Genomic DNA, 12,989 nt, shown 5'->3' on the forward strand with positions numbered 1-12,989 from the left:
TTGAGCCCCCGCCCTTCACCGGCTAGAACCCCATCCATGCGCATTTCGAGGCTCTTCCTGGCGAACCGGTTTTGGGCGATGTTTTGTATCGCCTTGGCCGTCGTCTTTGCTGGCGCCTCGCTTTCCACGTCTATCGACAAGATCCAGCATGCGCCGGGTGTTTCGTTCGAACACGACCATTCCTTATTCAGCGATGCTTCCATCATACAAGACCATGCCGACGATCATCACGTGCCCCAACCCGGCGACAACGATCCGTCCGACCATCTACCCGGCAGCCATCACCATCATGGCGATGGCGGCTCGGCTGTGCCGGTGACGGCCTCGGCGGATTCCGTCCAAGTCGCTTTGTCCAGCGAACTGCTCGGGCTTGCGCCGGATAACCAGACACCAGGCCTGCGCATTCCCGGCCCCGAACGACCTCCCAAGAGCCTCGCGATCCCAAGCTGAGCCGCCGCGTCATGTGAGGCGCGGCATCTGCCACGCCTGCTCGTGAGGCCGTTCTTGTCATGCTTTCCATCCTCGTTGCGCGCCGACCGGCGCGTTTGCGGCGCGCGCTTGCGATAGGCGCAGCGCTGGCCGCCCTGTCCGCGCCTTCAATCGGCGCGGCGCAGTCCCTCAGCCTGTCGGATGCGCTGTCGCGCGTCGCATCCGGCGATCCTTCCGTCGCAGCGAACGCCGCGCGGCTCCGTGCGGCCGATGCCGCCATTACCCAAGCCGATGTGCGGCCACGCGATGTCGTCGGCGTCGATGTCGAGGATTTCGCGGGCACCGGCCCCTATTCCCCGCTCGAACGATCGCAGACCACCGCCTGGTATGAGCGAACGTGGGAACGCGGCGGCAAGCGCGAAGCCCGCATCGGTGCGGCCCGCTCGGACCTGGGCATCGCTGTCGAGCGCAACCGCCTACGGATGCTCGACCTCTTGGCCCAGGTGCAAGCCGCCTGGGTCGATGCGCTGGCAGCCGAAGCAGTGATCTCTATTGCCGAACAGCGCCTCGCCGCCGCCCAGCGCGTGGAAGCGGAGACCGGCCGCCGTGTCGGGCGCGCGCTCGATCCGCTGTTCGCGGGCGAACGGGCGAGGACCGCCGTGGCGCAAGCCCGCATCGCGCTCGATCAGGCGCGGGAGACTGCGCGGATCGCCCGCGCCAGTCTCGCTGCCTTCTGGGGCGGCACGGCCGATTACAGTCTCGATCCCTCGCCGTTCGGGATCGCTACCCCCGGCGCGACGGCGGCCGAGGACAGTCCCGACCTCGCCCTGCTCGCCGCCAAGCGCGACGCTGCCGGTGCCCGCGTGCGGCTTGCGGAGACCGGCAATGCCGGCGACCCGACCGCGCGGGTTGGCGTTCGCCATTTCGGGCAAGGCAATGACGTGGCGATTATAGTTGGCGGCTCGATCCCGCTCGGCAACCGCGCCGCCAATCGCGGCAATGTCGCGCGCGCCAATGCCGAAGCTCAGGCCGCCGAAGCCGAGATCGCCGTCGCGCGGGTGCAGGTGCGGCGTGAAATCGACCGGCTGACAGCCGAACGGGCGAGCCTTGCCGCCGAGATCGTCCGGATCGAACGCGAGGTTCTGCCGAGCGCGGAGCGCGCGGTGGTGCTGGTGCGCGATGGTTTCGCGCGCGGCGGCACCGCCTTCACCTTCCTCGAAGTCAACCAGGCCCAGCAGGCCGTCGTCGATGCCCGGTCCCGCCGGGTCGAGCTGCTGCGCCGCTTCCATCTCGATGGCGCCCGGCTCGACCGGCTGACCGGTCGCCATGCCTCCCTCCTTGCCAGCGCGGAGAACCGCTGATGACACGATCCTTCCTTTTCGCGGGCTCGCTGCTCGCTCTTTCCCTGCTCGCCGGATGCGGCGAGTCCCCTGCCACCAAGGAGGCGGCCGAACCCAAGGCGGCCGCTGCCGCCGACGACTATGAACGCGGGCCGCATCGCGGGCGAATGCTGCGCGACGGCGATTTCGCGGTCGAGATCACCATCTTCGAGGATGGCGTAGATCCCGAGTTCCACGTCTATGCCTACCGGAAAGACAAGCCCATTCCGCCAGGCGAAGTCCAGCTTGCGATCGAGCTGTCGCGCCTTGGCGGCAAGGTCGATCGTTTTGCCTTCACCCCGCAGGAGGACTATCTGCGCGGCGGCGGTGTGGTGATCGAGCCTCATTCGTTCGACGTGAAGGTGCGCGCGGTCGAAGGCGGCCGCACGCACAACTGGACCTACGCCTCCTATGAGGGCCGGACGACGATTTCGGCCGAGGCGGCGCGGGCCGGAGGCGTCAAGACCGAGCGCGCGGGTTCCGCGACCGTTGCCGAGCTGATCGACATGGGCGGGCGGATCGAGATCACGCCCGAAGGCAAGGCCGATGTCCGCGCCCGGCTTCCCGGCCAGATCGTCTGGATGACCGGCAAGCTGGGCGATCGGGTCAGCCGGGGGCAGACACTCCTGCGCGTCGAGTCCAGCCATTCGCTCCAGACCTACGCGGTGCCGGCGCCGATCAGCGGCACCATCATCGAGAAGAACGCCAATGTCGGCGACACCACCGGCGACCGGGCGCTGTTCGTGGTTGCCGATCCCACGAAGCTCCATGCCGAGTTCTTCGTCTATCCCCGCGACGCCGAGCGCGTGCGCGTGGGCCAGCGGGTGAGCGTGCGAAGCCTGTCGGGCGAAGCGAAGCTCGACGCGCCCGTGGAAGCCGTGCTGCCGACCGCGGACGTCGCCAGCCAGACGATGATGGCGCATGTCCATCTGCCGCCCGAAGCGTCGCGAACCTTCCGCCCCGGCATGGGCGTCGAGGGATCGTTCGCCGTGGCCGAAGCGCAAGTGCCGCTCGCGGTCAGGACCAAGGCCATCCAGCGGTTCCGCGATTTCGAGGTGGTCTATGCCAGGGTCGGCAACACCTACGAGGTGCGGATGCTGGAGATCGGGCGGCGCACGCCTGAATGGACCGAAGTGCTCGGCGGCCTCGAACCCGGCACCGAATATGTGACCGACGGCGCTTTCCTGATCCGCGCCGACATCGACAAGTCGGGGGCCAGCCATGACCACTGAGACCGCCACCCACAAGCATACGCCCTTGCTTGAACGCCCACCTCTTCTGGAAAAGATTGTCGCCTCCGCGATCCGCTTCCGCTGGGCCGTGCTGGTCGTTGTCGCGCTGCTCTGCGGCATCGGCGTCTGGGCCTTCCAGCGCCTGCCGATCGACGCGACGCCGGACATCACCAACGTCCAGGTGCAGATCAACAGCGAAGCGACCGGCTTCTCGCCGCTCGAAGCCGAGCAGCGCGTCACCTTCCCGGTCGAGACCGCGATCGCCGGTTTGCCGGGCCTGCAATATACCCGCTCGATCTCGCGCTACGGTCTTTCCCAGGTAACGGCCGTGTTCGAGGACGGCACCAATATCTACTTTGCGCGCCAGCTCATCAACGAACGGCTCCAGACGGCGCGCGACCAGCTTCCCGATGGCGTCGCGCCCGAGATGGGGCCGATCGCCACCGGGCTGGGCGAGATCTTCATGTATACGCTGGAAGCGGCGCCGAATGCCCGCAAGCCGGATGGGAGCCGCTATACACCCGAAGATCTGCGCACGCTTCAGGATTGGGTGATCCGGCCCCAGCTCAGGAACACCCCCGGCGTCACCGAGGTCAACAGCATCGGCGGCTATGAGCGACAGTATCATGTGACGCCGCTGCCTGACCGGCTCTCGGCCTATGGGCTTACTCTCAACGATGTTGTCGAGGCATTGGGGCGCAACAACGCCAATGTCGGCGCGGGCTATGTCGAGCGCTACGGCGAGCAATATCTGGTCCGCGTGCCGGGCCAGGCGTCGGGCATCGACGATCTCAAGTCGATCATCGTAACCAATCGGGGCGGGATACCGATCCGCGTGGCCGATGTCGCCGATGTCGGCATGGGCGAAGAACTGCGCACCGGCGCGGCGACCGAGAACGGCCAGGAAGTCGTGCTCGGCACCGTGTTCATGCTGGCTGGTGAGAACAGCCGGATCGTCGCGCGCGCGGCCGCCGCGCGGCTCGAGGAAGCGGCCAGGGCGCTCCCGGCGGGCGTGAAGGCCGTGCCGATCTACGATCGCACCGATCTCGTCGAACGGGCGATCTGGACCGTCGAGAAGAACCTGCTCGAAGGTGCGCTGCTGGTGATCGTCGTCCTGTTCCTGCTGCTCGGCAATATCCGCGCGGCGCTCATCACGGCGGCGGTGATCCCGATTACCATGCTGATGACCATCACCGGCATGGTGCGCGCGGGCGTCTCGGGCAATCTCATGAGCCTGGGCGCGCTCGACTTCGGGCTGATCGTCGATGGCGCGGTCATCATCGTCGAGAACTGCCTGCGCCGGTTCGGCGAGGCACAGCACCAGCTAGGGCGGCTGCTGAAACGCGAGGAACGCTTCGCGCTCGCCGCGTCGGCGACGTCGGAGGTCATCCGGCCGTCGCTGTTCGGGATGCTCATCATCGCTCTGGTCTATGTGCCGATCTTCGCGCTCACCGGCGTCGAGGGGAAAATGTTCCACCCGATGGCGATCACCGTCGTCATGGCGCTGACCTTCGCGCTGATCCTGTCGCTGAGCTTCGTGCCGGCGGCAGTCGCGCTGTTCGTCACCGGCAAGGTTGAGGAGAAGGAAAGCCGTCTGATGGGCTGGGCGCGCAAGGTCTATGCGCCCGCGCTCGATGCCGCCCTGCGGCTCCGGGTTGCGTTCGTCGCGGGCGCGGTGGCGCTGGTCGCCATCGCGGGCTTTGCCGCGACGCGCATGGGATCGGAGTTCGTTCCCAATCTCGACGAGGGCGACATCGCGCTCCACGCCCTGCGCATCCCCGGCACAAGTCTCAGCCAGGCGATCCAGATGCAGACCACGCTCGAAGCGCGATTGAAGCGGTTCCCCGAGGTCGAGCGGATCGTCGCCAAGATCGGCACCGCCGAAGTGGCGACCGATCCGATGCCCCCTTCGGTCGCCGATACCTTTATAATGCTCAAGGATCGCAGCGAATGGCCGGACCCGCGCAAGCCCAAGGCCGAGCTGGTCCGCGAGATGCAGGAAGCCGCCGCGACCATTCCCGGCAACAATTACGAGTTCACCCAGCCGATCCAGATGCGATTCAACGAACTGCTGTCGGGCGTCCGGGCCGATGTCGCGATCAAGGTGTTCGGCGACGATCTCGATCAGTTGTTGGAGATCGGTCAGGCCGTCGAAGGCGTGGTGAGCGGCATCGAGGGCGCGCAGGATGTGAGCGTCGAGCAGGTTACGGGGCTGCCCGTCCTCCAGATCACGCCCGACCGGGCGGCGCTGGCGCGGCTCGGCCTCAACATCGGTGATATCCAGGAGGTGGTGGCGGTCTCGATCGGCGGCCGGGAGGCCGGGCGGATATTCGAGGGCGACCGGCGCTTCCCGGTGATCGTGCGATTGCCCGAGGACATCAGGAGCAAGGCCGACGAGATCGGGCGCTTGCGGATTCCGCTGGCAGGCAATGGCGCCAACCCGCGCGGGTTCGTGCCGCTCGCCGATGTCGCCAAGGTCGAGGTGGTGATCGGACCCAACCAGATCAGCCGCGAGGACGGCAAGCGCCGCGTCGTCGTGACCGCCAACGTGCGCGGGCGCGATCTCGGCTCGTTCATCGAGGAGCTTCAGCAAAAGGTGGACGCCGAGGTCGAAGTCCCCTCCGGCTATTGGGTGAGCTATGGCGGTACGTTCGAGCAATTGATCTCGGCGGCCGAGCGGCTGCGCCTGGTGGTGCCCGCCGCGCTGCTGCTGATCTTCGGCTTGCTCTACGGCCTGTTCCGATCCGCCAGGGATTCCGCCATCGTCTTCTCCGGCGTGCCGCTGGCGCTGACCGGCGGCGTGGCGGCGCTGCTGATCCGGGGTATGCCGCTCTCGATCTCGGCGGGTGTCGGGTTCATCGCGCTCTCGGGCGTGGCGGTCCTGAACGGCGTGGTGATGCTAAGCTTCATCCGGCAGCTCCGCGCCAGTGGCAACGGCCTTGAGGATGCGATCCGCGAAGGCGCCCTCACCAGGCTGAGACCCGTGCTGATGACCGCGCTGGTGGCAAGCCTCGGGTTCGTGCCGATGGCGTTCAACGTCGGCGCGGGCGCGGAAGTGCAGCGGCCGCTCGCAACAGTTGTGATCGGCGGCATCATCTCCTCGACACTGCTGACGCTGCTGGTCCTGCCCGCGCTCTATCGCCTCGTGCATGGCCGCAGGGCCGAACCCGAAACGCGAACGCCGCCGGACATGGCGCCCGCCATAAACTGACCCATGCCGCTCCCATGCGTCGATCGCGCATGGGAGCGGACAGTCTGAGGAATTGCCCATGCTCTCGGTTCTCGCCAATCGCACCTACCGCCACCTGTTCCTGGCGCAGATAATCGCGCTGGTCGGCACCGGCCTCGCCACGGTCGCGCTCGGCCTGCTCGCCTATGACATCGCCGGGGCCGATGCGGGGGCCGTGCTCGGCACGGCGATGGCGATCAAGATGATCGCCTATATCGGCGTCGCCCCGGCCGTCGGCGCCTATGCGAGCCGCTTGCCGCGCCGCAGCTTCCTTGTCGCGATGGACGTGATCCGTGGGCTGGTCGCGCTGGCGCTGCCGTTCGTCGATCAGGTCTGGCAGGTCTATTTCCTGATCTTCGTGCTGCAATCAGCCTCGGCCGGATTCACGCCCACCTTCCAGGCCACCATTCCTGACGTGCTGCCCGACGAGAAGGACTATACTAGCGCATTGTCGCTCTCGCGCCTCGCTTACGACATGGAAAGCCTGACCAGCCCGATGCTCGCCGCCGCGCTGCTGACGGTGATGAACTTCCACTGGCTGTTTTCGGGCACCGCGATCGGCTTTGCCTGCTCGGCGCTGCTGGTCCTGACGACGGTTCTGCCGCGTGCTGCCGCCGCCAAGCCAAAAGGCGGCATCTACGACAACACCACGCGCGGCGCCCGGCTCTATCTCAAGACGCCCCGGCTGCGCGGGCTGCTGGCGGTGACGCTCGCCGCCGCCGCCGCGAGCGCGATGGTGATCGTCAATACGCCGGTGCTGGTGCAGGCGGCGCTCGGGTTGGGGCAACGGGAGGTGGCGATCACGCTCGCCGCGTTCGGCGGCGGCTCGATGTTGGCCGCGCTGCTGCTGCCGCGCCTGCTCGACAAGCTGCCCGACCGCACGGTGATGCTTGCGGCGGCCTCGGCAATGACCATCGCGCTGGCCGCGCTGGCTCTCTCATGGCGCGGTCATGCCTCGCCCGGCTATTGGAGCGTCATTCTCGCGGGGTGGGCGGTGCTCGGCATTGCCTATTCGGCGAGCATCACGCCGGGCGGCCGCCTGTTACGACGATCGTCGGGCGAAGCGGATCGGCCCGCCCTGTTCGCCGCGCAGTTCGCGCTCAGCCATGTGTGCTGGCTCGTCGCCTATCCGCTGGCTGGCCAGACCGGCGCGCAGGGTGGCATGGGCCTGGCGTTCGCGGTCGCCGCCGCGCTGTCGCTGATCGGCGTGGGACTAGCGTTCCTGATCTGGCCAAAGGAGGATGCCGACGTGGTGGAGCACGATCACGCCGCCCTTCCGCCCGACCATCCCCATCTCGCCGTAGGCCATCCGCAGGGTCGCGCGGCCCATATATTCGTGATCGACGAACTGCATCCGCACTGGCCGATCCGATAGGATCGCGGAGTCGGAAAAGCGGACGCCGGGGGATGGCCCCGGCGTCCTTGCAGGGTCAAGGCTGGCGGAAGTCGCCCAAGACGAACTGGCCGCCTGCCGTCAGCACGACATGGAACAGCTTGCGCGCCGCATTCGGTTCGGCTTCGTTGCGAAAGGTCACGATCGTCTGGCGCTGACCCTGGCTGGTGCGCTCGCGCGTGCCGGCAACGGTCGCCTTCGACCAGCTCGCCGGCAGCTTCGCCTGGCTGATGAGCCGCACCACATTGTCGCGGGCGGTCTGCTGGGGGGTGCGCGCCTCATGCTCCTCGTCGTCATGGTCGGGATGGGCGAGCGCCGGGGCAGCATGGAGCGCGAAGGCGGCAAGAGCGATAAGAGCAATACGCATGGAAATATCCTTTTCAGATTGGAAATGAGGTTCAGGGAAGCGCGGCGAACTTCTCGAAGTCGCCGGTTGCGGTCACGGTGATGGTGACGGGCTGGTCGGTGCGGTTCTTCCAATACCAGCCATGCGTGCCGTCGAAGGGCGCGCGGAACTTGCCCGATGCGCCAGCCGAGCTGCCTTTCTCATAGCTCGTATAGTCGTCGCTCGCAGCGCCTGCCGGCTCGCCGTGCAGCTCGAAACGGACCTCCGCGCCATCCGTGGCCCAGCGATAGTCGAACTCGCCGCCCGCCTTCATGGTCGCCTTGACCTCACGGCCTTCATTGGGAGCGAGCGTCAGCTTCACCTCGACGGGTTCCCCGGCCTTCAGCGCGGGCGCCGGGGATGCGGCGGGCGCTGCGGCCACGGGCGTCGCCGGGACGGCATGGCTTGCGGCTTCCGCCCGCTTGACCTTGCCCATCTCAGTCAGCCCGAGCAAGCGGCCGACGCCGGTGGGATCGACGCCATATTCGGCCGGAAGCACGGTCGTCACAAGAATGACGGCGGCGGCTCCGAGAGCGATCAGGGTCGCGCGGTTGAGCTGGCGCAGGCTCGGCAACTCCCCGATGCCGGGTTGCGGAACTTGGTTCATGATGCGGCTCCTTCCAGAGCAAAGCCCGCGAGCTGATAGCCGGTGAGCACGAAGCCCGCGGTCATCAGCACGACGTTGGCGGTGAAGGCATGGGCCGAAAAGCTGCGCGTGCGCCGCCAGTAGCCCATGACGATAAGGATGGCGGCGAGCGCGAGGATCTGCCCGATCTCGACGCCGACATTGAACGAGAGGAGATTGACGATCAGCCCATCCGGGGACAGCGAGAAGTCTTGTAGCTTGGTCGCAAGGCCGAAGCCGTGGAACAGGCCGAAGATCAGCACCGCCGCCTTGGTATTGGGCTGGACGCCGAACCATCGCTGGAACGCGCCGAGGTTGTCGAGCGCCTTGTAAACGACCGACAGGCCGATGATCGCATCGACCAGATAGGCGCTGACATTCGTGCCCATGAGGACGCCCGCGATCAGCGTCGTCGAGTGACCGATCGCGAACAGCGTCACATAGGCGGCGATGTCCTTCATCCGGTAGAGGAAGAAGATCACGCCGAACAGGAACAGCAGATGGTCGTAGCCCGTCACCATATGCTTGGCGCCGAGATAGAGGAACGCGCCGATCTGTGGCCCGCTCGTCTGTTCGATATAGCCCTGATCGCCCTCGGCGACGCCGTGCGCGAAAGCCGCGCCAGCGAAGGAAAAGGCCATCAGGGCAAGGAGGACCGTGCGGCAAATCGCCGGAGGTCTGGCCCGTAAGGAATTCATGACATGACTTTCCTGAGCGCCGGACGGGCAAGCGGCCCGCCAGGCACATGCCTGGAGAAACGGCGCGAAACAAACCCGCACCGCGTTCACGCGGCGGCTGCCGCATCAGGCTCAGGCGGCGGGTGGCTCGAGCAGCGGCGCGAGAACGGCCGATGGCAGTTGCGGTTGGTTGTGCGGCCAGTGTCGGGGCGCTCGGTCAAGCCTCGTCGCCGGGACCGGCGCCGCATACGCGAGCCGGTCGACGAGCAGATGAACATGGGCGCTGGTCCCGTCCGATTCATGATCGGTATCGGGCGCATCGCTAGGGCTATGGCCATGCCCGGCATGATGATGTTCGGCCGTGAGCGCGTGATCGTGGCTGATCGACGCGATCGGACCGCCGTGGGAGAAAGCCAGCGTCAGCACGAACAGCAAGGAAAGTAGCCGGACGATCAACATAGCAAGGTCGAGAGGCCTTTCCTTCCAAAGTGTTCTTAAGCCCGAATCCTGCGAACTTCGCAATTCCTGACCGCGCTTATCTGCGAATTATTCGCAAAAAGGAAGCTCTGGATCAATCCTGGAGCAATTGCAGCTTCTGCGCTTGCCCAATCACCCGCCGCACGCCCTCGGGCGACCATGCCAATCCGCCGCGCGGCGTTGGCTCACGCAGATCTCGGGTCAGCCAGGACGCAATGTCCCGTAACGAGGAATCCGGATGCGTTTTCAGGCGATCGGCGACAAGCCGCGCGACCCGCGTATCAGGCGGCAGGCGCGGTGCCTGGTCAAGGATGATTGCATCGGCATAGCCGGCCTTTACCAGGGCTCGGCACGCTTTCACCAGAGTTCGCTCGCTGAACGAGCGCACGGGTGGCGTGATGGCGCGGATTTGCCGTAGGACTAGTGCCCAAGGCAGATGCGGCCGCAATCTGGCAACCGTCGGCAACCAGCGGTGCCGATCGTCGATCAACTCATTGAGATAGCGTTCCTTGAGGCTGTAGCGGATATCGGCGATCGCCGCCGGATCGCGTGCGCGCATCTTCGGGTTTCCAGGTTTAGCTCCTCGTGCAACGGCCGCCTTAAGACCGGCGCGGGTCCGCTCGCGGATCAGCGCACGCTCGAACTCCGCGAAGGCGCCGAGCATTTGCGTCATCAGCATGCCCTGCGCGCTCGATGTATCGATCGGATCGTTGATCGAGCGAAAATAGGCGCCCTTCCCCCTCAGGGTCTCCACGATCTCGAGCAGATGCGAAAGCGATCGTGCCAAACGGTCGATCCGAACCACCAGCAACGTATCGCCATGCCCGACGCGTGCGAGCGCACGCGCGAGGTTCGGACGATCGCGGCTGCCCCCGCTCGCCTTGTCCTCGAGGATCACCGTGCAGCCTTCGGCGCGCAGCGCACTGAGCTGGATGGCCGTGTCCTGCTCGTCGGTCGAGACCCGCGCGTAGCCGATCAAAGCCATTTGTCACATTCCATATAACGGGGTCAAACGACCGGTTGCCCCCATATGATATGAATTCGAGGACCTTATGGCCAGCTTTGATTGAGGTGGTCGAGTTCGATCGGCCCATCTCGACGGCCACAGAACCCGCTGTCAGCCCGGCTCTCCCGCGCGGACAGGCAGCGTCGGCTTTCACATCCTGGCGAGCTCGAAAATGCGGGCAGTCTGCGGGGTTTTCTCGGCAGAGGCCGCACCAGTCCGGGGGTTTGCTACCCAGAATCCGGCGGTTTGGGGACAATCTGGCGCGCTACGTCGCGCGGTAAGCCAGAGTCCGGTCGTATGGGGAAACCGACATGGACCGGCATAACCGCGCCGGCTTCTATTGTATAGAGTGGTGATAACGATCCATTATCAACACTACGCATCATGGCATGGTTTACTGAAGGTTTCGTTCAGTTTATTATTAGGCGTGGATAACGCCCCCTCCCCTGCCCGCTATGGCCCCGATTATACGCCTAAAATGGTCGCCGCCATAGCCTCTTGTATGGCATCGATTGCGCGGTTGGATGCCCGGATTTCCGTGAGTTCCGTTGCATCGGCCTGGGCACGGCGAGCCGCTTGGTCGGGCTATGCGCGAGCGCTCCAACTGCAGTCGGCCGAGATCGACGAAATAGACGTATTTTCCTGGGGCTGCGGGCTCCAGATTCCCGGCCGACCGCAACGTTCATGTGAACGGACAAAGATAACTGCATCCGCCGCCCCACGCCGATTCGCCTGACTGACAGAATTCTCTGCACCGGCGTTATTTCCTGACACCCTTCAACATGCGCGCCGCAGCGTTCGAAGATGGGGCAAGCTTGCGACCGTAGCGCAGCGCGGTTGCGGTAGAGGTCCATCGGAGCGCCTGCGCGATCGGTCCGGCATCCTCGCCATTGGCGAACAGATCCTGGGTCAACCCCACCCGCAGCGAATGCGAGCTCAACGCATCGATCGCCTTGTCGAGATCGGCGCCCATGAGATCGACCAGGCCCTGGTCGGCTGCGGCGAGCGCCGTGCGCTTGATGATCAGCCGCATCGCCGCCGGCGTCAGCGCGCGCTCGCCAATTCCGTAGGTCACCGTGGCCGCGCGCGCAGGCCGCGCCGCCATGCGTTCCCGATCGACCTGGGCATGATAGGCAAGATCCTCAATCGCGAGCGCGCGGCGCGCTTCGCGGGGCTTGGTCCGGATCACCGCCACCCGGCGGAACAAAGCGCCCGCGCGGATCGACGCGGCCTCGCGCCACAGAGCGACGCGCCGCATCGTGTCAGGCGACAGCCACACCCAGGCCCCTTGCCCTTCCTGATCGGTTTTCGAGTGGGGCACCTCGAGCAGTCCCGACCCATCCTCTTGCGCTTCGATCAATTCGACGGCGACGGCCACCAGCTCCGATACGCGCAAACCCGCATCATAGCCGAGCGACAGGATCGCCGCGTCGCGCAGGCCGGCAACGTCGCGCCCGCACGCCTCGAGCAGCACCGACAGCGTGAACCCCTTGACGGCCTCCCGCCCGATCCCTTCGCCGAGCCGTAACGGGCCGGCCTGGCGCTGCCGGATCCCGGCCCGGCGCCGCAGCCCGCGCAGCGCATCGCGAACCACGACGGCGCCGACGGGGCTTGGAACGTCGAGAAGGTGATGGGCCACCGCCAGCGAGGACAGGCGCCGGGACACGGTCGCCGGCTTGAGCCGCCGCGTCTCGCAATAGTCGATATAGGCGACAAGCCGCGCTTCGTCGGCGGGCAGGCCGATCCCGCCGCGCGTCGCCGAGAAGCGCGCGTAGCAATCGAGGTCAACCGCGAGCGCCTTGATGCTGGCGGGCGCCCGCGCCTCGAGGCTCTTCTGGAAGTTGAGTTCGACCAGGCTGGCGCCTTCGCCTGTCAGCTCCTGTAGCAGCTCGACGAGCTGGACCGCGCGATCTTGCGCGGCGCCCGACCGCCGCTGGGGCAGCGGTGCCTCGCCCGGGACCAGGATCGTCACGATCTCCGCGGAAACCGCGCGCTTGGGCGTCGGCAGACGCTCTGTCTGTGCAGCGATCGACAAGACGGATTTGGCGCGCATACCACGGGACTATAACCCCGATTTCGGCTAAGTCACTATCGATAAGACCCTATTATCGATAGTGCAAAAAAGGGCGTATCAGGGATGGTGCAGTTAAGGCGGTT

Annotated in this window: 11 protein-coding genes and 1 pseudogene; 6 read left to right on the plus strand and 6 right to left on the minus strand. The window is 66.2% G+C overall.

Annotated elements, in window-relative coordinates:
• Nucleotides 1-36: 36 nt before the first annotated feature.
• The 5 genes from YP76_RS26770 to YP76_RS21205 are packed head-to-tail and all read left to right on the plus strand — an operon-like array spanning nt 37 to nt 7,644.
• Nucleotides 37-450: a hypothetical protein gene (locus YP76_RS26770; protein WP_020372088.1), complete on the plus strand. Its 414-nt coding sequence runs from the start codon at nt 37-39 to the stop codon at nt 448-450.
• 59 nt (nt 451-509) lie between these two features.
• Nucleotides 510-1,790 (plus strand): TolC family protein, encoded by a 1,281-nt coding sequence (locus YP76_RS21190; RefSeq protein ID WP_046765590.1) that lies wholly within the window; start codon nt 510-512, stop codon nt 1,788-1,790.
• Nucleotides 1,790-3,040 (plus strand): efflux RND transporter periplasmic adaptor subunit, encoded by a 1,251-nt coding sequence (locus tag YP76_RS21195; RefSeq protein WP_016744737.1) that lies wholly within the window; start codon nt 1,790-1,792, stop codon nt 3,038-3,040. Before YP76_RS21190 ends, YP76_RS21195 begins: the two co-directional genes overlap by 1 nt.
• On the plus strand, nt 3,030-6,251 hold the full coding sequence (locus YP76_RS21200; protein ID WP_016744736.1) for an efflux RND transporter permease subunit: 3,222 nt from the start codon (nt 3,030-3,032) through the stop codon (nt 6,249-6,251). The genes YP76_RS21195 and YP76_RS21200 overlap by 11 nt, the downstream gene beginning before the upstream one ends.
• Nucleotides 6,252-6,309: 58 nt before the next feature.
• Complete coding sequence (locus YP76_RS21205) at nt 6,310-7,644, plus strand: MFS transporter (protein WP_046765591.1); 1,335 nt, start codon at nt 6,310-6,312, stop codon at nt 7,642-7,644.
• 55 nt (nt 7,645-7,699) lie between these two features.
• Here the strand turns inward: YP76_RS21205 and YP76_RS21210 are convergent, their stop codons facing one another.
• From YP76_RS21210 to YP76_RS21230, 5 genes are all read right to left on the minus strand, one after another.
• Nucleotides 7,700-8,029, minus strand: a complete 330-nt coding sequence (locus YP76_RS21210) for a DUF6488 family protein (RefSeq protein WP_016744734.1) — start codon at nt 8,027-8,029, stop codon at nt 7,700-7,702.
• Nucleotides 8,030-8,060: 31 nt separating this feature from the next.
• Nucleotides 8,061-8,654 (minus strand): hypothetical protein, encoded by a 594-nt coding sequence (locus YP76_RS21215; protein ID WP_029548568.1) that lies wholly within the window; start codon nt 8,652-8,654, stop codon nt 8,061-8,063.
• On the minus strand, nt 8,651-9,313 hold the full coding sequence (locus tag YP76_RS21220) for a HupE/UreJ family protein (RefSeq protein ID WP_016744732.1): 663 nt from the start codon (nt 9,311-9,313) through the stop codon (nt 8,651-8,653). The genes YP76_RS21215 and YP76_RS21220 overlap by 4 nt, the downstream gene beginning before the upstream one ends.
• Before the next feature lie 168 nt (nt 9,314-9,481).
• Nucleotides 9,482-9,808: a hypothetical protein gene (locus tag YP76_RS21225; protein WP_046765592.1), complete on the minus strand. Its 327-nt coding sequence runs from the start codon at nt 9,806-9,808 to the stop codon at nt 9,482-9,484.
• A gap of 112 nt (nt 9,809-9,920) precedes the next feature.
• Nucleotides 9,921-10,811: a recombinase family protein gene (locus YP76_RS21230; RefSeq protein ID WP_016744730.1), complete on the minus strand. Its 891-nt coding sequence runs from the start codon at nt 10,809-10,811 to the stop codon at nt 9,921-9,923.
• Between the two features lie 499 nt (nt 10,812-11,310).
• Between YP76_RS21230 and YP76_RS28855 the strand changes: the two are divergent.
• Nucleotides 11,311-11,517: pseudogene (locus YP76_RS28855) on the plus strand (hypothetical protein); the annotation flags it as partial.
• Between the two features lie 75 nt (nt 11,518-11,592).
• Here YP76_RS28855 and YP76_RS21235 read toward each other — a convergent pair.
• Nucleotides 11,593-12,867: a site-specific integrase gene (locus YP76_RS21235; protein ID WP_052757544.1), complete on the minus strand. Its 1,275-nt coding sequence runs from the start codon at nt 12,865-12,867 to the stop codon at nt 11,593-11,595.
• Nucleotides 12,868-12,989: the final 122 nt, after the last annotated feature.

The sequence above is a fragment of the Sphingobium chungbukense genome (genome assembly GCF_001005725.1).
GTDB classification, from domain to species: Bacteria; Pseudomonadota; Alphaproteobacteria; order Sphingomonadales; family Sphingomonadaceae; genus Sphingobium; species Sphingobium chungbukense.

What these genes read in the sequence shown, in the direction of transcription:
- YP76_RS26770 (WP_020372088.1), top strand. Translation starts at nt 37, where the DNA reads ATGCGCATTTCGAGGCTCTTCCTGGCGAACCGGTTTTGGGCGATGTTT.
- YP76_RS21190 (WP_046765590.1), top strand. Translation starts at nt 510, where the DNA reads ATGCTTTCCATCCTCGTTGCGCGCCGACCGGCGCGTTTGCGGCGCGCG.
- YP76_RS21195 (WP_016744737.1), top strand. Translation starts at nt 1,790, where the DNA reads ATGACACGATCCTTCCTTTTCGCGGGCTCGCTGCTCGCTCTTTCCCTG.
- YP76_RS21200 (WP_016744736.1), top strand. Translation starts at nt 3,030, where the DNA reads ATGACCACTGAGACCGCCACCCACAAGCATACGCCCTTGCTTGAACGC.
- YP76_RS21205 (WP_046765591.1), top strand. Translation starts at nt 6,310, where the DNA reads ATGCTCTCGGTTCTCGCCAATCGCACCTACCGCCACCTGTTCCTGGCG.
- YP76_RS21210 (WP_016744734.1), bottom strand. Translation starts at nt 8,029, where the DNA reads ATGCGTATTGCTCTTATCGCTCTTGCCGCCTTCGCGCTCCATGCTGCC.
- YP76_RS21215 (WP_029548568.1), bottom strand. Translation starts at nt 8,654, where the DNA reads ATGAACCAAGTTCCGCAACCCGGCATCGGGGAGTTGCCGAGCCTGCGC.
- YP76_RS21220 (WP_016744732.1), bottom strand. Translation starts at nt 9,313, where the DNA reads ATGGCCTTTTCCTTCGCTGGCGCGGCTTTCGCGCACGGCGTCGCCGAG.
- YP76_RS21225 (WP_046765592.1), bottom strand. Translation starts at nt 9,808, where the DNA reads ATGTTGATCGTCCGGCTACTTTCCTTGCTGTTCGTGCTGACGCTGGCT.
- YP76_RS21230 (WP_016744730.1), bottom strand. Translation starts at nt 10,811, where the DNA reads ATGGCTTTGATCGGCTACGCGCGGGTCTCGACCGACGAGCAGGACACG.